The organism is Pseudomonas sp. RGB (genome assembly GCF_007713445.1).
Taxonomy (GTDB): domain Bacteria; phylum Pseudomonadota; class Gammaproteobacteria; order Pseudomonadales; family Pseudomonadaceae; genus Aquipseudomonas.
On the sequence record NZ_VMSH01000002.1, the window covers coordinates 577,712 to 600,636 of the forward strand.

Genomic DNA, 22,925 nt, shown 5'->3' on the forward strand with positions numbered 1-22,925 from the left:
CAAAAGACCATGCGCCCCACAAAAAAATGAAAGGCGCGGTAAACCGCGCCTTCCTGGCATCGCATCACTCGCCCTGTCGGGCCGGAGCGTCCAGCTCAAAAGCGGTATGCAGCGCGCGTACAGCCAGTTCCAGGTACTTCTCTTCGATCACCACCGAGACTTTGATTTCCGAGGTGGAGATCATCTGGATGTTGATGCTTTCCTTGGCCAGCGCCTCGAACATGCGGCTGGCAACGCCGGCATGGGAACGCATGCCCACGCCCACGATCGACACCTTGGCAATCTTGGTATCGCCGACCACTTCACGGGCGCCAATCTCGCTCGCGGTGTTCTGCAGGATTCGCTCCGCCGCATCGTACTCGTTACGGTGCACGGTGAAAGTGAAATCGGTGGTGTTATCGTGCGAAACGTTCTGCACGATCATGTCGACTTCAATGTTCGCGCCACTGATAGGACCGAGGATCTTGAAGGCCACGCCCGGAGTATCCGGCACGCCACGGATCGTCAGCTTGGCTTCATCGCGGTTGAAAGCGATGCCGGAAATGATCGGCTGTTCCATGGATTCCTCTTCATCAATAGTAATGAGGGTGCCCGGACCCTCTTTGAAGCTGTGCAATACGCGCAGCGGAACGTTGTACTTGCCGGCGAACTCCACCGCGCGGATCTGCAGCACCTTGGAACCGAGACTGGCCATTTCCAGCATCTCTTCAAAGGTGATCTTGTCCAGGCGCTGGGCCACGGACACCACACGCGGGTCGGTGGTGTAGACGCCGTCCACATCGGTATAGATCTGGCATTCGTCAGCCTTGAGGGCCGCTGCCAGCGCTACGCCGGTGGTGTCTGAACCGCCACGCCCCAGGGTCGTGATGTTGCCCTGCTCGTCCACACCCTGGAACCCGGCTACAACTACCACGCGCCCGGCTTTGAGATCTGTGCGGATTTTCTGATCATCAATCTGCAGGATGCGCGCCTTGGTATGTGCGCTGTCGGTCAGGATGCGCACCTGGCTGCCAGTGTAGGACACCGCCGGCACACCACGCTTGTTCAGCGCCATGGCCAACAGGGCAATAGTGACCTGTTCACCGGTGGACACGATCACATCCAGCTCACGCGGCAGCGGCTGTTGATCACCGCTGATCGCCTTGGCCAGATCGATCAGGCGATTGGTCTCGCCGCTCATGGCCGACAGCACCACTACCAGGTCGTCGCCGGCGTCGCGGAATTTCTTAACCTTGTCGGCGACCTGCTCGATTCTTTCGACAGAACCGACCGAGGTGCCTCCGAATTTCTGTACGATCAAAGCCATTTCTAAGCCGCCTCAGCCCGTAAAGGGGCGCCCAATAAACAAATCTTCCAGCAGTTGAGCAAGCCCATGACTAGACCATGGGCTCATTAACAGTGCCTTAAATACCGGCCTCGACAAACGGCACGGTCAGGGCCAGGGCCGCGTCCAGGGCACCGGCGTCTACACCACCGCCTTGCGCCATGTCCGGACGACCACCGCCCTTCCCGCCCACTGCCGCGGCGGCTTGCTTCATCAAATCACCAGCCTTGAGTTGGCCAGTCAGGTCTTTGGTTACACCGGCAACCAGAACAACCTTATCCTCATGGACACTGCCGAGCAGGATCACTGCGCGGCCGAGCTTGTTCTTCAACTGATCGACCAAGGCCAACAGCGCCTTGCCGTCCTGACCATCCAGGCGCACGGACAGGACCTTCACGCCCTTGACGTCCAGGGCAGAGGCCGACAGATCGTCGCCCGCTGCGCTGGCAGCCTTGGCCTGCAACTGCTCCAGCTGTTTTTCCAGCTGGCGGTTGCGCTCCAGTACACCAGAGAGCTTGTCGATCAGGTTGTCGCGGCTGCCCTTGACCAGGCTGGCCGCCTCCTTGAGTTGTTCTTCGGCTGCATTGAGGTAGGCCAGGGCCGCAGCACCGGTGACCGCTTCAATACGGCGTACACCCGAAGCCACACCGCCCTCGCTGATGATTTTCAGCAGACCGATGTCGCCGGTACGGTTGGCGTGGATACCGCCACACAGCTCCACCGAGAAGCTGCCGCCCATGCTCAGTACGCGTACTTCGTCGCCATACTTCTCGCCAAACAGCGCCATGGCGCCTTTGTTCCTGGCGGTTTCGATGTCGGTTTCTTCGGTTTCCACCGGGGTATTCTTGCGAATTTCGGCGTTGACGATGTCTTCCAGCGCCTTGATCTGCTCAGGCTTGATCGCTTCAAAGTGACTGAAGTCGAAACGCAGGCGCTGGCTATCAACCAACGAACCCTTCTGCTGCACATGCTCACCCAGCACCTGGCGCAAGGCGGCGTGCAGCAAGTGAGTGGCGGAGTGGTTCAAAGCAGTTGCATGCCGCACGTCGGCATCCACTTGAGTGTCTACCGGCGCGCCGACGGTCAAGTTGCCCAACACCAACACACCGTGGTGCAGGAATGCGCCGCCGGTCTTGGTGGTATCGCGCACCTCAAAACGACCGGACGTCGAGCTCAGGTAGCCGCAATCGCCCACCTGGCCACCGGACTCGGCGTAGAACGGCGTCTGGTCCAGGACCACAACAGCCTCTTCGCCTTCATTGAGCACGTCGACCGATTTGCCGTCTTTATAAATGGCCACGATCTTCGCCGCGCCAACGGTCGCCTTGTAGCCGATGAACTCGGTAGGCACGTCAACCTTGACCAGCGTGTTGTAGTCCAGACCAAAGGAGCTGGCAGAGCGAGCGCGCACGCGCTGGGCTTCCATCTCACGCTCAAAACCCGCTTCATCGACGGTCAGCTCGCGCTCGCGGGCGATGTCGGCAGTCAGGTCCATAGGGAAACCGTAGGTGTCGTACAGCTTGAACACCACGTCGCCCGGCACCACGGTGCCTTTGAGCTCGGCCAGGTCCTGCTCCAGAATCTTCAGGCCGTGTTCCAGGGTCTTGGAGAACTGCTCTTCTTCAGCCTTGAGCACGCGCTCGATGTTGGCCTGCTGCTGCTTGAGTTCCGGGAAGGCATCGCCCATCTCGGCCACCAGCGCTGCAACGATCATGTAGAAGAAGCTGCCGCTGGCGCCCAGCTTGTTACCGTGACGGCAGGCGCGACGAATGATCCGGCGCAGCACATAGCCGCGGCCTTCGTTCGATGGCAGTACGCCGTCGGCGATCAGGAAGCTGCAGGAACGGATGTGGTCAGACACCACCTTGAGCGACGACTGGCCTTCGTTGGCGCAGCCAATGGCGGCGGCCGAAGCGCTCAGCAGGTTGGTGAACAGGTCGATCTCGTAGTTGGAGTGAACGTGCTGCATCACCGCACTGATCCGCTCCAGGCCCATGCCGGTGTCGACCGACGGGGCTGGCAACGGATGCAACACGCCATCGGCGGTGCGGTTGAACTGCATGAACACGTTGTTCCAGATCTCGATGTAACGGTCGCCATCCTCTTCCGGCGAGCCCGGTGGGCCGCCCCAAATGTCGGCGCCGTGATCGTAGAAAATCTCGGTGCACGGGCCGCATGGGCCGGTATCGCCCATGGTCCAGAAGTTATCGGAGGCGTAAGGCGCGCCCTTGTTGTCGCCGATGCGAATCATACGCTCGACCGGCACGCCGACTTCTTTGGTCCAGATGTCATACGCCTCGTCGTCCGTGGCGTAGACGGTGACCCAGAGTTTTTCCTTGGGCAGTTTCAACACGCCGGTCAGGAAGGTCCAGGCGAAGGTAATCGCATCTTTCTTGAAATAGTCGCCGAAGCTGAAGTTACCCAGCATCTCGAAAAAAGTGTGGTGACGAGCGGTGTAACCGACGTTTTCCAGGTCGCTGTTCTTGCCGCCGGCGCGCACGCACTTCTGGCTGCTGGTCGCGCGGGTATAGGCGCGCTTTTCCTGGCCCAGGAAGCAGTCCTTGAACTGGTTCATCCCCGCGTTAGTGAACAGCAGGGTGGGGTCATTGCCTGGGATCAAGGAGCTGGAGGCTACACGGGTGTGGCCTTGCTCTTCGAAGAAGCGAAGGAAGGCTTCACGGATTTCTGCGCTTTTCATTAGGTTCTTCCACGGAGTCTGCGGCCAAAGGCCAGTGCGCAACATCATCAGACGGAGCGACGGCAAAGGGCCGCATTATATCGGCCCTTTGCCGGTGGTACAGCGTGTTTATGTGATAGAAACAGTCAATTAGACGGTCTGCACCGTCATTTGCGTGAAAACTCGGCAAATGTCTGCACGACTTGCTCGATCTGTGCCCGGCTGACATCCAGGTGAGTGACCATACGCAGACGCGGCGCGGCGCTCAACTTGATGCCGCGCTCGGCAGCAAAGGCTTTCAACGCGTCGGCGCGGTCACCGATCTGCACGTAAACCATGTTGGTCTGCACCGGCTCCACCGCATAACCGGCCTTGCGCAGTTCATCGCCCAGCCACTGGGCATTGGCGTGGTCATCGGCCAGGCGCTGTACCTGGTGATCCAGGGCATACAGCCCGGCCGCCGCGAGAGAGCCGGCCTGGCGCATACCGCCGCCGACCATTTTGCGCAGACGACGCGCCTTGGCGATCAACGCGTGCGAGCCGCACAACACCGAGCCAATCGGTGCCCCCAGGCCCTTGGACAGGCACACCGACACCGAATCGAAGTGCTGAGCAATTTCCCGCGCGTCTACCCCAAGCTTGACCGCGGCGTTGTAGATCCGCGCGCCATCCAGGTGCAGCGACAACCCATGCTCACGGGTAAACGCCCGCGCTTTCGCCAGGTAGTCCAGCGTCAGTACCTTGCCTTGCAGGGTGTTTTCCAGCGCCAGCAGGCGGGTGCGGGCAAAGTGGAAGTCATCCGGTTTGATCGCCGCCAGCACGTGGTCCAGGTCCAGTGAGCCGTCCGCCTGCACTTCCAGCGGCTGCGGCTGGATCGAACCGAGTACCGCCGCGCCACCGCCTTCGTATTTGTAGGTGTGGGCCTGCTGGCCGACGATGTATTCCTCGCCACGCTCACAGTGAGCCATCAACGCCAGCAGGTTGCTCATGGTGCCGGTGGGCACGAACAGCGCCGCTTCGAACCCCAGACGCTTGGCCATTTCGGCCTCCAGCAGATTGACGCTGGGGTCTTCGCCGTAGACGTCATCACCGCTGACGGCGCTGGCCATCGCGTCGAGCATGCCGGGGCTGGGTTGGGTCACGGTGTCGCTACGCAGGTCGATCACAGACATGAAGCAGGCCTCTAACGGGGTGATGTGATGTGCTCTTGTGGGTGATTACTGCGGGCAAAGCCACGGAATATCAAGCCCCAATTGGCTTCAATCGAATACCAACCAAACAAACCGATATAGGTTATCGATACAGCGCTCGTGCAGTTTTTGAAAAACCATGTTAAAAACTCTCCGCCGCCAGGGTTCTGGCGGCAACGTTCTCAGGGCGGGGTGTAATTCCCCACCGGCGGTAATTGCACGCAATGTGCATAGCCCGCGAGCGCTTGGCGCCTCGAACTGCTCACGCAGGACGGCGACAAGGTCAGCAGACCCGGTGTGATCCCGGGGCCGACGGTCATAGTCCGGATGAAGAGAGAACGGGATTGGCACCTAAGGGCCGCGCGCTGGGTTCATGCTTGCATGAGGCAGTGGTTCGTACCCTTAAATCCCATTCGATTCATAACGCCCTGTTTTTTTCTTAAACAGGAGTCAGAACATGCAACCCACCGCAATCGACAGCAAAATCAAGAACCATCACGGCGAGCGCGTCGCGTTTATCCAGGCCTGCTGGCACAAGGATATTGTCGACCAATCGCGTAAAGGCTTCCTTGCCGAAATGATCGCCCAGGGCTACCAGGAATCGGACATCGATTTCTTCGAAGTCGGCGGCGCCTTTGAACTGCCCCTGCACGCCAAGCTGCTGGCCAAGACCGGCCGCTACGCCGGCATCGTCGCGGCCGCACTGGTGGTGGACGGCGGCATCTACCGTCACGAATTCGTCGCCCAGTCGGTGGTCAGTGGCCTGATGCAAGTGCAGCTGGAAACCGAAGTGCCGGTGTTCTCGGTGTCCCTGACTCCGCACCACTTCCACGCGGGCAGCGAACACCACACCTTCTTCTACGAGCACTTCGTACACAAGGGCCAGGAAGCCGCGCGCACCTGCGCCGACACCTTGCACAAAGTGCGTGCAATCCGTCGCAGCGAGCAGAAACTGGCGGTATAAGTCGCCCCTGAAAACGCCCCGCCCACCCAGGTGAGCGGGGCGTTTTTCGTTCAAGCATCTACCACCGCGCCATGACGTATCTGCGGTCTAGTGAGCCACACGCCGGGCCACCGCCGGCCTTCTCACCTGACCGGGAGCCATCACGCCATGCACCGCCCTCTGTTTGTACCCGACACCCCCAGCGCCATTCACACCGTGCACGGGGGAAGCCTTTCGCCCAGCGACGCAGAAAAAACCGCCAACCTGGGCGGTGCCCCGTTGCGTGCGCAGGTCTATCGGGACACGGCCGTTCGGGTCGAACGATTCAGGCTGCAGGCCCGCCAGGATAAGGCGCCGCGCAGGGATACCCTGAGGTTTGCATTCACCGCCGATCAAAGCGAACTCTGGCTCGGCGCAGCGGGCGATCACCTGCACCTGTACGTAGGCACGGTGCTCTATCAGATAACGCCGTCTTCGCCGAGGCAAATCATCGAGCTGGTCACCGGCCATGGCGCCGACTGCATCCATGTCGATGACAGCCTCCAGAACCCCGTCAGCATTGACGCAGGCGCTGGCGAAGACTACCTGCGCGTCGGCGGCCGTCACTCAACGATCCTGTCCGGCGAGGGCGATGACACGCTACGGATCAGCGCCGAGGACTGCACCGTCGACAGCGGCCCCGGCAACGACAGCACGCAGGTCATCGGCGCCGGCACCGCGCGTATCTATGCGGGTAACGGCGCCGACAGCATTCACGGCGGCGCCGGGCTCAACTTTATCGATGGCGGGCCGGGCGACGACGTGATTGTCGGTGGCAGCGGCCATCACCTGCTCAGCGGCGGCGACGGCAATGACACGATCAAGGCTGGCAGCGCCACTAACGTCATCTATCCGGGTAAAGGCCATGACCATGTCAGCAAGCTCAAGGCGACAGACCGGGTATACAGCCTGCCCGGCGACACCCTGGTCGCCATGACCAACGACGAACGCTACGCGTGGTTGCTTGAAAAACTCGCCAGCCTGCCAACCGCGTCGCTCGAACAGGTCATGGCGGTGCTGTTCCCCACCGACCTCGACACGCTCCACCAGACGCTCGTGGCGTCCGGCGAGGCCGGTAAAACGGGTTTGTCGATTGGGGGAAACAGGCAGTTTGCTGCGCGCGTCGAATCCGATCTCAGCGTGCTGCGCGTTTCGCCCAACGGGCAAAAACTGCTCCACGCACTGGATATTGCGGCACTACACGGTGGGCAACCCGTGAGCATTGAACCGGGTGACGAAAACAACGCCAGGTTCACGCCCTCCACCGACAGCGACACGCTGATGATCCGCGACGGCCAGCCCGGCACGCCGGCCTACGGCGGGCGGATCGAGTACAACCCTTTTTTCAGCCCACCGGGCTCGCTGCCGATCATCGGGCTCTATCACGAGCTGTGTCACGCCTATAACGCCGTCACCGGTACCGTGGCGCCCGGCACCACCGATGAAACTGACGGAGGCAAAACCGTTGCGATCAAAAACGTGGAGCGGCAAGCCGTGGGCCTGCCCATCGATCTGGCGCCTTTTGACTTCGATCTGAACCCAGACACTCCGCCCACGCGGACCAATCCCGAGGCTTTTACGGAAAATGCGCTGCGCAAGGAGTTCGGATTGCCGACACGCGACACGTACCTAGCGAAGCCTCAAGGGGACTAAACCAGCGCTGCGTCCGTGGTGGGCACAATCAGAATGCCGGCGCGCAAACCATTCTTCACTTTCGGGTTCGGGAAGATGATGCGTGCGCCCTCCTCCTCGATCACCCAACGGGTCTTGGCCACGTCTTCGGCCAGCAGATAGCCCTTGGCCAACGGCGAGAAGTTTTCCACGTCCGCCGGCAAATGCAGCAGGAAGGCATCACTGTGCTTGATCACTTCACGCGATACCGCAAACAGTTGCAGGCCGTCCAGGCTGTCGGTGGCCGGCTCGCTGCCTTCGATGATCTGCGTCAGGCGCGTCTCCAGGCGGGAAACATCCACGCCCTGGTTCTGGCCGAACGGCCGCGCCTTGCCCAGCTCCAGAGTAAACGCCTCGGCGTTCAGTTGCTCATAGGTGAACGCGGTGAAGGTGATCGACGTCTTGTTCTGCAGCAGCACCGCTTGCATGCCGGCAGCACACAGGCGCGCCAGCTCGTGACGCGAATGCTGGCGACCTTCCTTCCACGGGTACAGCGCGAACTGCTCGATCTTCGAACCGCGAATGGCCGTGTGCAGGTCGTAATGCAGGCGCGAGCGCTCAGGCAGGCTGAAGAACGTGCGGGCCAGTTGCTCAAGCTCAGCGGCGCGCATGGCCTCAGGGCCAATGTTTTGTTCGTGACGGCCATTGAACAGCCGGTTGACGTCCAGCTCGAGGTAACGCTCGCCGCGGCGCATGGCCTCGGGGTTACCGAACAGGAACAGAATACGGGTGCGGGGTTTGATTTCCCCACGGGCAATGCCATGCAACAAGCGGTCGAGCAATTCGATCGGCGCGGTTTCGTTGCCATGGATGCCAGACGACAGCAGCAGGTCGCTGCCGTTGTCCAGCGCTTGCGGCGGGCGCACTTCGAGCGCGCCCTCGCTGAGCCAGCGCATCTGCACGCCGTCGACAGTCAGTTGAATTTTTTGCGCCGGTTCGCGACCGGCGAGGGTCAGTTCAAGCAATTTGCCGAGGGCGAGCATAAGCAGCTTCCTTAGTGGTTGCAGCCAGGGCCGTGAACGTGATCGTCGTCATCACCTTCAACGTCGGCCGGTTCCATTTCCAGTTGCAGGCTCATCAGGTTGGTGGCCAATGGGCGCATCAGCAGGTTGGCGTACTCAGCGTCGCCTTCTTCCACGTCCACACCAATCAGCAGTTGGCCACGGCCGTCGTGCTGGATCCAGATTTCCTTGCCCTGCCAGACCACGGCGACGCGGGTGCAGGAGGTTTCCAGCTGGGTGCCGTCGGTGTCTTCAAGAATCAGTTTCAGGGTGTCGGTGGTCATAAAGAGTTCTCAGCCATAGGGTGTAAAAAAAGTGGCGCTAGTTGATCTGGAAAGGATAAACCGAGCCCAGTTTAAGGATTTGCGTCAGTTCATCCAGTGCCGTCCGGCACTCAAGCAGCAATTGCGGATCAGCCAGGTCGGTTTCACGCAGGCTGTCGCGGTAGTGCTTGTCGACCCACTGGGTCAGCGTGTCGTACAACGGCGCGGTCATGATAACCCCTGGGTTCACCGCCGCCAGCTCAGTTTCATTCAACGCCACGCGTAAACGCAGGCACGCCGGGCCACCGCCGTTCTGCATGCTTTGCTTGAGATCAAACACCTTCACTTCACGGATCAGCCCGCCGGAGGCCGTCAGGCCTTGCAGGTACTGCCAGACGCGCTCGTTGGCGCGGCATTCTTCCGGCACGATCAGCAGCATCGAACCGTCGGCGCGGGTCAGCAACTGGCTGTTGAACAAGTAGGACCGTACGGCGTCCTCGACGCTGACCAGGGCGCGCGGCACGCACACGGACTGGAAGTTGCCGCCCAGTTTGCCCAACTTGCCTTGCAGCTCGGCGAGCATCTGCTCGGTATTGAGGAACGCGTCCTCGTGGTAGAACAGCACCTCGCCGTTGCCCACCGCGATCACGTCATTGTGGAACACGCCGGCATCGATCACAGACGGGTTCTGCTGAGCGTAGACCACGCCGTCATCCTTCAGGCCGTGCAGGCGCGCGACGGCCTGGGAGGCTTCGAGGGTCTGGCGCGCCGGGTATTTCTGCGGCGCGGGGTAACGGGTGTCGAACGCGCTACGGCCAAACACGAAGAACTCGACGCCGGCCTCGCCATAGTCACGGCAGAAACGCGTGTGGTTGGCCGCGCCTTCGTCGCCGAACTGCGCCACCGCCGGCAACGCGGCGTGGTGGGCAAAGTGCTTTTGGTCGGCGAACATCGCACCCAGCACGCGGCTGGTGGTCGGGTGTTCGATGCTGCGATGGTATTTGCAGTTGAGGTTGGCGGCCGTGAAATGCACGCGGCCGTCCGCCGTGTCGGCGCTCGGGCTGACAGTGGCGGCGTTGGCCACCCACATGCTGGAGGCCGAGCAACTGGCAACCAGCAGCGGCATGGCGTGCTTGGCCGCCTGCTGAATCACCTGAGCGTCGGTGCCGCTGAAACCAAGGTTGCGCAACGCGGCCACGTCAGGACGTTCCTGCGGCGCCAGCACGCCTTGCACAAAGCCCATGTCCATCAGGGCTTTCATTTTCTGCAGCCCCTGCAACGCCGCAACCTTGGGGTTCGAAGACTGCTGGCTGTTGCTCTGGGACGCGACGTTGCCGTAGGACAAACCGCCGTAGTTATGGGTCGGCCCCACGAGACCGTCAAAATTGACTTCACAGGATTTCATCGGCGAGGCTCCACGAACATCTGTTTTTATAGGCATCAATAGCAGTCTTCACACCACCGCTACTCTCTATCTGTAAACCCGATCAACTGTGGGAGCTGGCTTGCCCGCGATGGCAGCGGCGCGGTTTGACTAAAGGACCGAGTTGCCCGCATCGCAGGCAAGCCAGCTCCCCCACAAGCCCGCTCCCACCTTTAGATCAGCGTAATACCTGGGGTCAACGTCGCCGGGACCACCAGGCTCGGCGTTTCCAGCGACGCCACCGGGTACGCGCAATAATCCGCCGCGTAATAGGCGCTGGCGCGATGGTTGCCCGACGCCCCTACCCCACCGAACGGCGCGGTGCTGGCAGCGCCGGTCAACTGCTTGTTCCAGTTGACGATGCCGGCGCGGCTTTCCAGCCAGAACTGTTGGTAGCGTGACTCGGAGTCCGACAACAAGCCCGCGGCCAAACCGTACTGGGTGTTGTTGGCCTCAGTGATCGCCGCGGCAAAATCAGCGTAGCGAATCACCTGCAGCAGCGGGCCGAACAGCTCTTCATCTTCGCGCTCGTTCACGCCGGTCACGTCGATAATGCCAGGCGTCAGCAACGCGGCCTGATCCTGCGGCTGAGTCATTTCCAACAGCGCCACGGCGCCATTGGCCAGCATCAACTCCTGGGCGTCCATCAGGGCTTTGGCCGCGCCGAGGGAAATCACCGAGCCCATGAACGGCGCTGGCTGCTGATCAAACGCACCCACTTCAATCGTCGCGCTGACCGCCACCAGGCGCGCCAGCAGCGCATCGCCCCAGGCACCTTCAGGCACCAGCAAGCGACGCGCGCAGGTGCAACGCTGACCGGCCGAGATAAACGCCGACTGAATAATGGTGTAGACCGCCGCATCCACGTCGGCCACTTCGTCGACCACCAGCGGGTTGTTGCCGCCCATTTCCAGCGCGAGGATCTTGTCCGGGCGCCCGGAAAACTGTTCGTGCAGGTGATTGCCGGTGCGGCTGGAGCCGGTGAAGAACAACCCGTCGATACCGGGGTTGGCCGCCAACGCGATACCGGTTTCCCGCGCGCCTTGCAGCAGGTTCAACACGCCCGCCGGCAAGCCGGCGTCGATCCAGCATTGCACGGTCAGCTCGGCGACTTTGGGGGTCAGCTCGCTCGGTTTGAACAGCACGGTATTGCCCGCCAGCAACGCCGGGACAATGTGCCCGTTCGGCAAGTGGCCAGGGAAATTGTAAGGGCCGAACACCGCCACCACGCCGTGCGGCTTGTGGCGCAACACGGCCGTGGCGTCGCCCAGCGGGCCGCTCTTCTCGCCAGTGCGTTCACGGTAACTTTGCACCGAGATGGCAATCTTGTTAGCCATGCTGGTGACTTCGGTGGCCGATTCCCACAGCGGTTTGCCGGTTTCTTCGCCGATGCAACGGGCGATTTCATCGGCGCGGCTTTTCAGCGTGGCGGCAAAGGTTTCCAGCACGCTGATGCGTTCTTCCAGCGGGCGCCGGGCCCAGCCTGGAAACGCCTGGCGCGCGGCCTGCACGGCGGATTCGACCTGTTCGACGCTGGCGCCATTGCCAGTCCACAGTACCTGCTGGGTCACCGGGTTGCGCGACTCGAACAGTTCACCCTGGCCCGCCAGCCAGCTACCTGCGATATACAGCGAATTCATTATTTCGACTCCCGAGCAGCAGACAACGCAACAGCGCGCACTTGATCACCCACCACCAGCTGCAGGCGTTTGGCGGTCTGTGGATCGACCACCAGCGTGCCTGCCGCCAGACGGGCCGGAGCGGCCGTGATGCGGCACTCCTCGCGCTTGCGGTTATGAATCAGGAACGGCGTGGCGTCGTCCCCTGGGGTGCCGATGGCCAACACCAGTGACTGGCTGTCGCGCACCGCACGGATTTTGCTGGTTTCACACTCCACCGCCGGGCCGGCGTCGAAGATATCGACATAGCCCTGGTAGCTGAAGCCTTCGCTCTTGAGCATGCTCAGCGCCGGTTCGGTGTCCGGGTGAACCTTGCCGATGACATTGCGCGCGTCTTCGGAGAGGAAGCAGCTGTACAGCGGAAACTTGGGCATCAGCTCGGCGATAAACGCCTTGTTGCCCACGCCGGTCAGGTAGTCGGCCTGGCTGAATTCCATCTTGAAAAAGTGCCGGCCCAGGCTTTCCCAGAACGGCGAGCGCCCGGCCTCGTTGGACACGCCGCGCATCTCGGCAATGATCTTGTTGCCAAACAGCTGCGGGAATTCAGCGATAAACAGCATGCGCGCCTTGGCCAGCATGCGACCATTGAGGCCGTTGCGGTAATCAGCGTGCAGGAACAATGAGCACAATTCGGAGTTGCCAGTGAGGTCGTTGGCCAAAAACAGCGTCGGAATCTCGCGGTAGATGTTCAGCTCCTGGGAGGCGCTGACGGTCAGGCCGACCCGGAAGTTGTACCACGGCTCACGCAGGCCGACGGCGCCGGCAATGGCGGAAATACCCACCACGCGGCCTTCGTCGTTTTCCAGCACAAACAGGTAGTCGGCATCGCCGCGCCCGGCTTCGCCGCGAAAGGTTTTTTCCGCCCAGCCAACCCTGTGGGTCAGGCGCTCTTCGTTGGCCGGCAAGGTGGTAAGGCCGGTGCCGGTGCTGCGCGCCAGATCAATCAGGGCCGGTAAATCGCTGCTGCGTACGGGACGAACGATCATGCTATCTCCTCAGACGGGCCGCCTGCTCCAGGCCACCCGCAAAACTCTGCTTTAAACAGCGACCAGGCGCACGCTGGCACCTTCGCCGACACCCAGGGCTTCGGCCGCGGCCAGGTCCAGGGTCACCGGTTTGCCGGGCGCGTAGTCCAGCTCCAGCATCACCGCACGGTAATCCTGCAACTGCGCGTTGCTCACCAGGTACTGGCGGCCGGCCCCCTTGACCATTTCGCCGATCTTCACCGGCACCACGCGGCTCTGGGCAATCGAGCGAATGCCCGAAACCCGCGCGTGCAGCGTCGGGCCACCGTCGAAGATGTCGATGTAATGATCGGTCTCGAAGCCTTCCCGCATCAGGATGTCGAAGGTGATCTGCGCACGCGGGTGCACCTGGCCCATGGCTTCCTGGGCTTCGTCGGGCAGCAGCGGCACGTAGATCGGGTAATGCGGCATCAGCTCGGCGAGGAAGGTGCGGCTTTTGAGCCCGCACAGGCGCTCGGCGGCGGCGTAGTTGAGGTCGAAGAAGTTGCGGCCAATGGCGTCCCAGAACGGCGAATCACCGTTCTCGTCGCTGTAGCCGACAATCTCGGTCACCACCGAGTCGGCAAAGCGCTCGGGGTGGCTGGCGACGAACAACAGGCGGCCACGGGAATTGAGTTCCGACCACGGCGAACCGACCAACGCAGGCTTCACGTAGAAACTGGTGAGCAGGCTGTTGCCGGTCAGGTCGTGGCACTGGGAAAGCACGTGGATCTTGTTGTGGATCTTCAGCTCGCGGGACGCGTGCACGAAGGTTTCGTTACGGAAGCTGTAGAACGGCTCCGAGTAACCGGCCGACGCGACGATGGCCGAACAGCCGGCCAGCTCGCCGGTCTCGGTGTCTTCAAGCACGAAGAAATAGCTTTCTTCGCCATTGAAACTGACCTCGGCCGCGAAGGACGCTTCGCTGGCGGCGATCTTGTCGCTCAGGCGTTCCACATCATCCGGCAAGGAGGTGACACCAATCGGGCTGTCCGCAGCCAGACGCTGTACCTCGCCCAGATCAGCCATTTGCGCGGGGCGCATCACCAGCATGGTGTCACTCCTTAACTCGAAAAACTCATAGAGGAAAAAATGCCGGACACGGGATCTGAGTTCACCCAGATCCAATGTGGGAGGGGGCTTGCCCCCGATAGCAGTCTGTCAGTTGATAAATCCAGTGACTGATCCACCGCTATCGGGGGCAAGCCCCCTCCCACATTTTTGACCCAGTCCAGCCAGCAAAATGTGTCGCTATCAGGCTTGCGTCAGCGTCTTCACGGCGCGTTCAAAACGGTCCAGACCTTCCTGGATGTCCGCATCTTCCACCACCAGGCTCGGGGCGAAACGCACCACGTCGGGGCCGGCTTGCAGGATCATCAGGTTTTCTTTTTCGGCCGCGTTGAACACGTCCTTGGCCTTGCCCTTGAACGCGTCGCTGAGCACGCAACCAATCAGCAGGCCCATGCCGCGCACTTCGGTGAAGATGCCGTATTTCTCGCCGATCTGTTGCAGGCGCGCCTTGAACAGCTCGTGCTTGGCATTCACGCCAGCCAGCACTTGCGGGGTGTTGATCACGTCGATGACCGCTTCCGCCACCGCGCACGCCAGCGGGTTGCCGCCGTACGTGGTGCCGTGGGTGCCGACCACCAGGTGCTTGGCCAGGTCTTCACGGGTGAGCATGGCTGCAATCGGGAAACCGCCGCCCAGGCTCTTGGCGCTGGTGAGGATGTCCGGCGTCACGCCGTAATGCTGGTAGGCGAACAGGTGGCCGCTGCGGCCCATGCCGGTTTGCACTTCGTCGAACACCAGCAGCGCGTTGTTCGCATCGCACAGCTCGCGGGCGCCTTGCAGGTACGCCAGCTCAGCCGGCAAGACGCCGCCTTCGCCCTGGACCGGTTCGAGCACCACGGCGCAGGTCTTGTCCGACACGGCAGCTTTCAGCGCTTCCAGGTCGTTGTAAGGCACGTGGGTGATGCCGGTGATTTTAGGCCCGAAGCCGTCGGAGTACTTCGACTGGCCACCGACGTTGACGGTGAACAGGGTACGGCCGTGGAAGCTGTTCAGCGCGGCGATGATCTCGTACTTCTCGGTACCGAAACGGTCGAACGCCACACGGCGGGCCAGCTTGAACGCGGCCTCGTTGGCTTCGGCGCCGGAGTTGCAGAAGAACACGCGCTCGGCAAAGGTGGCGTCGATCAGCTTATGCGCCAGGCGCAGGGCCGGCTCATTGGTGAAGACGTTGGAAACGTGCCACAGCTTGTTGGCTTGTTCGGTCAGTGCACCGACCAGCGCCGGGTGGGCGTGGCCCAATACGTTAACCGCGATGCCGCCGGCAAAGTCGATCAGCTCGCGACCGGCCTGGTCCCAGACGCGCGAACCCGCGCCACGCACAGGGATAAATGCGGCAGGTGCGTAGTTGGGAACCATGACCTGGTCGAAATCGGCACGTTGCACCGGGGCTTGCTCAACGGACATCGGAGTCTCCTGAAGAGGAACGCCTGCCTGGAACTGGCGGGCGATGCAGGGATTGTAAGGACAGTTTTCAGTGCGGCCTTGCCGCCAAGCGACAACTTCTTATAGCGCCAACCCGCGTTTTCAGCGGGTTTACGCCAATGCGACAAATAGCATCGCAATGGCGCAGTTTAAACCGTGGGCTCGCCCAGCGGCACCGATTTACGGCTCGCGCTTAATTATCTAACACGGATCGGCGACGGCGAACTGTTCTGCTGAGGGCATCATTTTATCCTCAGGAAGCTTTGCAATGAGCCAGCAACCCAGCGTGCCCGCCTTCGACCGGCTGATCCCGGCGCGCGACGTTCATCATGAAACGCTCAAAAACGCGATCCCCGCCTGGCTGGGCGACGCGTCGGCCGCGCGTCGCAACGCCCTTAAAACCAGCGCCCCGGCGTGGTACGCCCAGCCCTCAGCCGAGCAGGACGCGGTGCTCAAAGGTCTGATCCGTGAGGCCTGGATCAGCCAGAACCGGCTCGACAAGACCATGGACGCACTCAAGTCACCCGCCGACTTCGCCGCGCCCGTGCTGCAACAGGCGCTCAAGCAGCGTTTCGGTGTGGAGCGCGATGTGCGCAGCACCTACCTGCGCCTATCTGTACCGGCAACCATCCCCTGGTTCCCGGTGCGCTCCGGCGCAGCGCGGATCAGGACCGTGTCGCTGCTGGACGCCGCCCTGCATAACTTTGAAGCTGGCGAAACCACTGTCGACGCCTACGAGCCACCGTCCGGCTTTATCACCCGGCCCACCGCCACCGGGCATTTCGAAACCCTGCCCGACATAGACACCCGTATCAGCGTGCCGGCCTTTACACGCCTGTGTCGCGAACTGGACCTTGGCGGCCAATACAGCGCCTACCTCGAGCACTTCCTGGACCTCAACAACCCCGTCGCCGCTGCCTACCTGCAACACCGCTTCGACGCCAGCCAGGTCGCCAACCTGAGACTCGACCTGCACATGGCGCGCCTGCAGGGCAACCTGTCGCAAGCCAGCTCGCAGCGCCTGCAACAATTGCTGAGCAACCCGGCGGACTGCAACGCACTGCGCTGTCACGCCCTGAGCATCCTGTCCAGCCCGCTGACAGGCATTGTGCTGTTTACCTCCGCGAACCTTGAGCGGGCCAATCACGTGGTGCCCGTCATTGCCTATATTCCGCACGACCCGCAACACCCGCTCAAGGAGTACCCCTCCAGCGTGCAGTTCATGCAGGCCCTGACCGCCGACCTGCGCCAGCCTGCGTACCAGCAATTCTTCAGCCGTTTCGTGAACCACGACGAGCGCGGGCATTTTTTCGCCGACCTCGGCCAGCGCCTGTCCCGCGTCGCCTGGCATGCGCACACCCGCGGCGACCCGCGCCCTGCCTGGCGGGATACGCCGGTGGACAAGCCTGAGCTGCAGTTTGCCGTCACACCGATCAGCGGCTCGGTGCTCGAACACCTTTACCAGACCACAGTGAGCAAGCTGTTCAATGACGCGCGCGATCAAGCCGTGTCCACCGCCAGCGCCGACCAGAAAACCCGCTGGGAGCGCTGGAGCCTGTTCGAAAAAATCGGCTCGGCCCTGCTGCAGATTGCCGCGCTGGTCGCCGCGCCGTTTGTACCGCCGGTGGGTTTACTGATGCTGGGTTACACCGCGTATCAGCTGCTGGATGACACGTTCGAGGGCATCGTCGACTGGGCCGAAGGCCTCAAGATCCAGGCGTTCGGGCACCTGATGTCAGTGCTGGAGCAGATGGTCCAACTGGGCATGTTCGCCCTCGGCCCGCCGCTTGCCGAAGGGTTGTTGCGCCAGCACTTGCCCGCGGAACTCTGGCAGTTTTTCGACCGCCTCAAACCCGTCACCTTGCCCGATGGCCAGTCCCGGCTGTGGCAACCAGACCTTGCGCCTTACGCCCACGCGGTGACGCTGCCCGAAGGCTCGCGCGCCAACCCGCTCGGCCTGCACACGCATGGCGAGCAAGACATCCTGCCCCTGTCCGGCGCGCATTACGCGCTGGGGCTCGACCCCAGCACCCAGACGCATTACTTCAAGCATCCCACCCGCACCAGTGCCTACCGCCCAACGGCATACAGCAATGGCCAAGGCGCCTGGGTGAGTGAGCTGGACCGGCCGCTGAGTTGGGACAGCGCCCAGTTGATGCGCCGTCTGGGCCATCAGGCGCAAAGCTTCAGCGACCTGCAACTGGCACAGATTCGCCACGTCAGCGGTGTCGAAGACGCGGCGCTGCGCAAACTCTACATGACCCGCGAACCCCTGCCACCGCTGCTGGCCGACACCCTCGAGCGCTTCAAAATCGACCAGGACCTGCAAACCTTCATCGACCAAATGAACAGTGATGACCCGCGTGTCCAGGAGTTGGCCGATGCCCAGACCCAACTGCTGCTCTTGACCAACTACGGGCTGTGGCCCACCACCAGAACCCTGCGCCTGATCGACAGCCAGGGACGCACGCACTGGGAAATCCCGGGCGCGCCAGACGCCAGCGTCACCCAGATTCATGAGCACCAACTGAACAATGGCGACCTGCTCCAGACCCTTATCGAAGCGCTGGACGAACCGCAGAGAAGGACGTTGCTTGGGGAAGCGTTCGGCGATCCCACAACCTCGCTACAAGCACGTACGCGTGTTCTCAGGAAAAAACTTGCCCACCTGGCACGGGAAAAACGCTGGGCGCTGTTCGAGTCGGCGTATCGCGCCCTGCAGCGTACCGACGATGCGCAGCTGAGCGCGCTTGTCGACGCGTCGCCGGGCTTGCCGGTGAGCGCCGCTGAAGCCCTGCGCGCCATCGCCCGCCCTGAGGAGCTGCGCGCCCTCGATCAAGGCCGGGTACCACGGCGCCTGATCGAGTTGGCGCACGAAGCCCAGCGAGAAATACGCGCCTGCCGTGCCTACGAAGGGCTGTACCTGGACAGCATCGACAACCAGGACACTGACCGCCTGGCCCTGCACTCCCTGCCCGATGTGCCGAACTGGCCCGCGGGACTGCGCATTAGTGTCAGAAACGACACCGCTGATGGCCCGTTGCGCGATGTGATCGGTGATGAACGCGCCAGCGTTCAGCGCACGCTGGTTTACACCGCCAACGGCGACTACGTGCCCACCGACAGCAGCGGCCCGCTGTTTGGCGAAACCGACTTCTACACCGCCCTGCTCCAGGCGCTGCCCGACCCGGCGCGCGCTGCGTTGGGCATTCATATCGGCCAGGGCCCGGCCCTGCGCCAGGCACTTGCTCGTCATGCCCTGCACCACTGGCACCTGCGCGAGTTGCTCGCGGACGCCCCCGTCGGCAAACCCGCCTACGACCCAAACACCATGCGCCTGCGCGGTGGTATGCCGGGCTATCGGCCGACGACCATGCCCGGCGCGCAGCACGCGCTGACCGCGCATGAACACGCCCGACAACTGTTCCCGGCGTTGCCACGCACACATATCGACAACATTGTGCGCAGCCTGGAACAAGCGCCCGGCGGGGTCACGACGGCGCTGAGTACGCTGCGCAACGAATACCAGCAACTTGAGCGCGACTTGCAGGCCTGGATCACTGCCACGCCGCGCCTGAGCGCTGACGCCGAGGTGCGCATCAGTCGTCAGGAACTCGCCTATGCCAGGCGCAACCGCACGGCCTGGGCCGATGAACTGCGCCGGGCCTGGCGCCTGGAAACCCCGCTCGATGCGTACTACGAGCCGCCCGCCCCCAATGGCTATCAACTGCACTTGAACTGGCCGATTGCCGGCAATCCTCCCGTGCTGCCCGGGCGTTTCGGTCATATCTCCAGCCTGTCGCTGGAGGGCGAGCAAGGGCCACTGGAGATCGACACGTTCCTGTCGATGTTTCCGTTCCTGCGCCGCCTGACCGTGCGCAACGTCAACCTCGACAGACTGCCCGATGGCGTCCCCGCGATACCCAGCCTCAATGAACTGGTCCTCAGCGATTGCAACATCACCTTGACTGCCCAGACCCGCACCGCGCTTGAAAACATGACCCGGCTCAAAACCCTCGACCTCTTCAACAACCCGCTGGGGCTCATACCCAGTGTCGAGAACATGCCTGGCCTGCACTTTCTCGATTTGAGCAACACCGGTATCACGCAATTGCCTGCCGGGATTTTGCAGCGCCCCCAGCTGGAGACCGCGCTGTTTCGGGACAACCGCATTGCTGAATTGCCCGACGCACTTTTCGAGCTTCCCGTGACAACCAGTCATTCGTTCGACTTTTCCGGCAACCCGCTGTCTGGCCAGACCCTTGAGCAGGTCAAAACCTACTTCCAGCGCACCGGCAGTTATTGGGAGGCCAATGCGGCCCCGGTGGACATTGCCAGCGCGAAGATGCTTTACCCAACCTTGAGCAGTGACGAAATCAACCGCCTGATTTTCGGCCTGCCGGGCAACCTGGAAATGGGCAAGATCGAACTGGCGCGGCGGGACCTTGACTACAAGCAGCTGAACCACGAGCTGGACGCCTGGGTGAACAGCCCCGGCCTCGGCGAAACCGCCCCCTACCAGCGCGAGGCGTTCAAACAGGCGCTGCTCGCCGGATGGCGTCGGCAACTGAAGCAGGACGACCACAGCAACGACATTTATCCCACCTACGCGCTGGACATCTCTGCCCCCATAAGCGGCAAATTGCCGACACTCAGCAGCCGGTTCACTCACGTGTCGACCCTCAGGCTCCGTGGCGATGCTCAGCCGTTGGACGTGGGAAACTGGCTGGCGAGCTTTTCGGACGTGCAGCACCTGATCATTGAAGACTATGTGCTGGAGGATATTCCCGAGCCGGTTTTCCAACTGCCACAGCTCACGACCCTCAGCCTCGAACGCTGCAACCTGCGACTGTCAGCAAAAACCGTCCAGGCCCTGGAGGCAAAGAGCAACCTGGAACGGCTGAACCTGAGCGATAACCCTCTGGGGCAACTCCCGGACTTTGCTTCGATGACATCACTGGACAGCCTGGGACTGCGCAACACCGGCCTCACAGAGATTCCGCCGAGCCTGCTCACGCCCCGCGAACGCAACCTCGTAGACCTGAGCCACAACCTGATCACGCAGATCCCAGAACCGCTGCTGCAAAGGCCGGCCCCAGTTACCAGCGCGTTTGATTTATCTGCCAACCCGCTGTCACGAGCGACCCTGGAACGGCTCAAGCGCTATTGCCAAACCCGCGGCGAGCATCTCCAGGTCGATGCGCCCGGCGCCTATAAAGCCCGTATCGCAGCCCTGTATCCGACGTTCACCACTGCGGAGGTGAATGTGTTTATCTTCAGCCTGCCCGGCGATCTGGATGCGATTGACGGCGCCATCCGTCGTCTGGAAAGCGAATACGAGCGCCTCAGTGCAGACCTCACCCTCTGGGCACTGACCGTACCCGAACGGCATCCCATCCTTGATGTGGCACTGGACGAACAGACAGCAGCCGAGGAGCAAATCCAGCGCCTTGCCATCAAGACAACGCTGGAGGAAGGCTGGCGCCGCGAGAGCGAAATCGACGATTTCAATGGCGGGTATGGAGTGACCCATAAGCTGACGTGCCATACGTCGATCTTTGGCGAGCTGCCCACCTTGAGCGCACGGTTCGAACATGTTTCGCATCTGGAGCTCATCGGCGAAGGCACCACCACCAACGTTGAAGGCCTGGTGCGTGCATTCCCTAACCTGAGCACGCTGGCGCTGGATCAATACGCCCTGGGCGATATTCCCGACCTGATCTTCAACCTGCCAAGGCTGACCAGCCTGACGTTGACGCAAAGTCGCCTTCGCCTCAGCCCGCGGGCCCGCGCCAAGTTGCGAGACTTGCGTAACCTGGAGTACCTGGACTTGAGTGACAACCCGCTGGGCGGGGCGCCTGAGCTGGACAATATGCCCAGGCTGGAATGCCTCTACCTGCAAAACTGCGGGCTCAGCGAGGTACCGTTCGGGCTGTTTGACCGCCCTTATTTGCGCACCGTGGACCTGAGCGACAACCTGCTCACCCAGGTCCCGGACGACATTCTAAGCATGCGCCAGCCGTGGGACGACGAGTCCGACCTCAGCGGCAACCCGCTGTCGGAGGGCAGCCTGGACCACCTTCGGCAGTATTTTCGCCAGACGGGCAATGATCTGCAGGTGGATGCAGCCGGCCTGAACGCCCAGGGCGCGCCCCTGACACCACCGTCTACACCTGAACCGATGGAGGAATAACAGAGGTCAGCCGCGCTCGGACGGCACCGACGACAACTCGAACGGGCTGCTGCTGCGGCGTTGGTTGCGGTCTTCACGCGGGGTAGCGCCGAAGAAGTTGCGGTAGGCGCTGGAGAAGTGCGGGCCCGAGGAGAAGCCGCACGACAGGCCGATCTGGATGATCGACTTGCTGGTTTGCATGAGCATCTGGCGCGCCTTGTTCAGGCGCAATTCCAGGTAGTACTGGCTGGGAACGCGATTGAGGTATTGCTTGAAGATGCGTTCAAGCTGTCGTCGCGACACGCATACGTGCTGGGCGATTTCGTCGGTGGTCAGCGGCTCTTCGATGTTGGCTTCCATCAGCAACACGGCCTGGGTCAACTTCGGATGGCTGGAGCCCAGGCGGTTCTGCAATGGAATGCGCTGGCGCTCGCCGCCTTCGCGAATGCGTTCGACCACCAGTTCTTCGGAGACGGCGCCGGCCAGTTCGGCGCCATGGTCACGGGCCAGCACGGCCAGCAACAGGTCGAGTACCGACATGCCGCCGCAGGCGGTCAGGCGATCACGGTCCCAATCGAACAGATGGCTGGTGGCGATGACCTTGGGGAAACGCTCGGCAAAATCGTCCTGCCAGCGCCAATGCACGGCGGCGCGGTAGCCATCGAGCAGACCCAGTTGCGCCAGCGGATACACACCCGCCGACAAGCCACCGATCACGCAACCCGCCCGCACAAGCTGCTTGAGCGCCGCGCTCAGTTGCGAGGCGATGACGGTCGGCGGCTCGTCCGCCAGCAGGAAGAGTTTCTGGAAACCCTCGAGCTTGCCGGCCCACGGCTCACCCGGCAATTGCCAGGCGCCTTCGGTGGCAGGCTCGGCGAGCAGGAACGACAACTCGTAGACCACGTCCGGATGCACCCGCTGAGCAACGCGCAAGGCCTCCTCAGCCAGCGCAAGCGTCAGGGCTTTTGTGCTGGGCCAAATCAGGAAACCAATTTTGTGGGCGGTCATGGAGTGCTATCCGAAACGAAGAACGGTAATGAAGACAA

At 62.1% G+C, this 22,925-nt stretch carries 14 protein-coding genes and 1 riboswitch; of the genes, 3 read left to right on the forward strand and 11 right to left on the reverse strand.

Features of this window, described 5'->3' with window-relative positions:
* Positions 1-64 precede the first annotated feature (64 nt).
* From FPT15_RS06405 to ltaE, 3 genes are all read right to left on the reverse strand, one after another.
* Positions 65-1,306, reverse strand: coding sequence for an aspartate kinase (locus FPT15_RS06405; RefSeq protein WP_056861669.1), 1,242 nt, complete (start codon positions 1,304-1,306; stop codon positions 65-67).
* 97 nt (positions 1,307-1,403) lie between these two features.
* Positions 1,404-4,022: an alanine--tRNA ligase gene (gene alaS, locus FPT15_RS06410; RefSeq protein ID WP_145159363.1), complete on the reverse strand. Its 2,619-nt coding sequence runs from the start codon at positions 4,020-4,022 to the stop codon at positions 1,404-1,406.
* 146 nt (positions 4,023-4,168) lie between these two features.
* Positions 4,169-5,173, reverse strand: coding sequence for a low-specificity L-threonine aldolase (gene ltaE, locus FPT15_RS06415; protein ID WP_145159365.1), 1,005 nt, complete (start codon positions 5,171-5,173; stop codon positions 4,169-4,171).
* A 192-nt stretch (positions 5,174-5,365) separates the two neighbouring features.
* Positions 5,366-5,535: riboswitch (FMN riboswitch) on the forward strand.
* Positions 5,536-5,648: 113 nt separating this feature from the next.
* Here ltaE and FPT15_RS06420 point away from each other — a divergent pair.
* Together FPT15_RS06420 and FPT15_RS06425 are read left to right on the forward strand one after the other, a co-directional pair.
* Positions 5,649-6,155, forward strand: coding sequence for a 6,7-dimethyl-8-ribityllumazine synthase (locus tag FPT15_RS06420; protein WP_145159367.1), 507 nt, complete (start codon positions 5,649-5,651; stop codon positions 6,153-6,155).
* Positions 6,156-6,302: 147 nt separating this feature from the next.
* On the forward strand, positions 6,303-7,826 hold the full coding sequence (locus FPT15_RS06425; protein WP_145159369.1) for a M91 family zinc metallopeptidase: 1,524 nt from the start codon (positions 6,303-6,305) through the stop codon (positions 7,824-7,826).
* On the opposite strand, the gene astE is transcribed toward FPT15_RS06425, so the two are convergent.
* The 7 genes from astE to FPT15_RS06460 all read right to left on the reverse strand — a co-directional run bounded on the left by astE (position 7,823) and on the right by FPT15_RS06460 (position 15,689).
* A complete protein-coding gene (gene astE, locus FPT15_RS06430; protein WP_106576120.1) occupies positions 7,823-8,827 on the reverse strand; it encodes a succinylglutamate desuccinylase in 1,005 nt (334 codons plus the stop codon). The two genes, FPT15_RS06425 and astE, sit on opposite strands and share 4 nt — an antisense overlap.
* An 11-nt stretch (positions 8,828-8,838) precedes the next feature.
* Positions 8,839-9,129: a hypothetical protein gene (locus tag FPT15_RS06435; protein WP_003214319.1), complete on the reverse strand. Its 291-nt coding sequence runs from the start codon at positions 9,127-9,129 to the stop codon at positions 8,839-8,841.
* 37 nt (positions 9,130-9,166) lie between these two features.
* Complete coding sequence (astB, locus tag FPT15_RS06440; RefSeq protein WP_145159371.1) at positions 9,167-10,513, reverse strand: N-succinylarginine dihydrolase; 1,347 nt, start codon at positions 10,511-10,513, stop codon at positions 9,167-9,169.
* 191 nt (positions 10,514-10,704) lie between these two features.
* The gene (gene astD / locus FPT15_RS06445) at positions 10,705-12,174 is read right to left on the reverse strand and encodes a succinylglutamate-semialdehyde dehydrogenase (protein WP_178119665.1); all 1,470 of its coding nucleotides are present in this window, start codon (positions 12,172-12,174) and stop codon (positions 10,705-10,707) included.
* On the reverse strand, positions 12,171-13,196 hold the full coding sequence (gene astA, locus FPT15_RS06450) for an arginine N-succinyltransferase (RefSeq protein WP_106576117.1): 1,026 nt from the start codon (positions 13,194-13,196) through the stop codon (positions 12,171-12,173). Before astA ends, astD begins: the two co-directional genes overlap by 4 nt.
* Positions 13,197-13,247: 51 nt before the next feature.
* Positions 13,248-14,267 carry an arginine/ornithine succinyltransferase subunit alpha gene (gene aruF, locus FPT15_RS06455; protein WP_106576116.1) on the reverse strand — a complete coding sequence of 340 codons (1,020 nt, stop codon included), beginning with the start codon at positions 14,265-14,267 and terminating at the stop codon, positions 13,248-13,250.
* Between the two features lie 201 nt (positions 14,268-14,468).
* Positions 14,469-15,689: an aspartate aminotransferase family protein gene (locus tag FPT15_RS06460; protein ID WP_145159375.1), complete on the reverse strand. Its 1,221-nt coding sequence runs from the start codon at positions 15,687-15,689 to the stop codon at positions 14,469-14,471.
* A 286-nt stretch (positions 15,690-15,975) separates the two neighbouring features.
* Between FPT15_RS06460 and FPT15_RS06465 the strand changes: the two genes are divergently transcribed.
* Positions 15,976-21,900: a dermonecrotic toxin domain-containing protein gene (locus FPT15_RS06465; RefSeq protein WP_145159377.1), complete on the forward strand. Its 5,925-nt coding sequence runs from the start codon at positions 15,976-15,978 to the stop codon at positions 21,898-21,900.
* 6 nt (positions 21,901-21,906) lie between these two features.
* On the opposite strand, the gene argR is transcribed toward FPT15_RS06465, so the two are convergent.
* Positions 21,907-22,887 carry a transcriptional regulator ArgR gene (gene argR / locus FPT15_RS06470; RefSeq protein ID WP_106576113.1) on the reverse strand — a complete coding sequence of 327 codons (981 nt, stop codon included), beginning with the start codon at positions 22,885-22,887 and terminating at the stop codon, positions 21,907-21,909.
* Positions 22,888-22,925 lie beyond the last annotated feature (38 nt).

Coding starts and splice junctions, on each gene's coding strand:
- FPT15_RS06405 (WP_056861669.1), bottom strand. CDS start 1,306: ATGGCTTTGATCGTACAGAAATTCGGAGGCACCTCGGTCGGTTCTGTC.
- alaS (WP_145159363.1), bottom strand. CDS start 4,022: ATGAAAAGCGCAGAAATCCGTGAAGCCTTCCTTCGCTTCTTCGAAGAG.
- ltaE (WP_145159365.1), bottom strand. CDS start 5,173: ATGTCTGTGATCGACCTGCGTAGCGACACCGTGACCCAACCCAGCCCC.
- FPT15_RS06420 (WP_145159367.1), top strand. CDS start 5,649: ATGCAACCCACCGCAATCGACAGCAAAATCAAGAACCATCACGGCGAG.
- FPT15_RS06425 (WP_145159369.1), top strand. CDS start 6,303: ATGCACCGCCCTCTGTTTGTACCCGACACCCCCAGCGCCATTCACACC.
- astE (WP_106576120.1), bottom strand. CDS start 8,827: ATGCTCGCCCTCGGCAAATTGCTTGAACTGACCCTCGCCGGTCGCGAA.
- FPT15_RS06435 (WP_003214319.1), bottom strand. CDS start 9,129: ATGACCACCGACACCCTGAAACTGATTCTTGAAGACACCGACGGCACC.
- astB (WP_145159371.1), bottom strand. CDS start 10,513: ATGAAATCCTGTGAAGTCAATTTTGACGGTCTCGTGGGGCCGACCCAT.
- astA (WP_106576117.1), bottom strand. CDS start 13,196: ATGATCGTTCGTCCCGTACGCAGCAGCGATTTACCGGCCCTGATTGAT.
- aruF (WP_106576116.1), bottom strand. CDS start 14,267: ATGCTGGTGATGCGCCCCGCGCAAATGGCTGATCTGGGCGAGGTACAG.
- FPT15_RS06460 (WP_145159375.1), bottom strand. CDS start 15,689: ATGTCCGTTGAGCAAGCCCCGGTGCAACGTGCCGATTTCGACCAGGTC.
- FPT15_RS06465 (WP_145159377.1), top strand. CDS start 15,976: ATGAGCCAGCAACCCAGCGTGCCCGCCTTCGACCGGCTGATCCCGGCG.
- argR (WP_106576113.1), bottom strand. CDS start 22,887: ATGACCGCCCACAAAATTGGTTTCCTGATTTGGCCCAGCACAAAAGCC.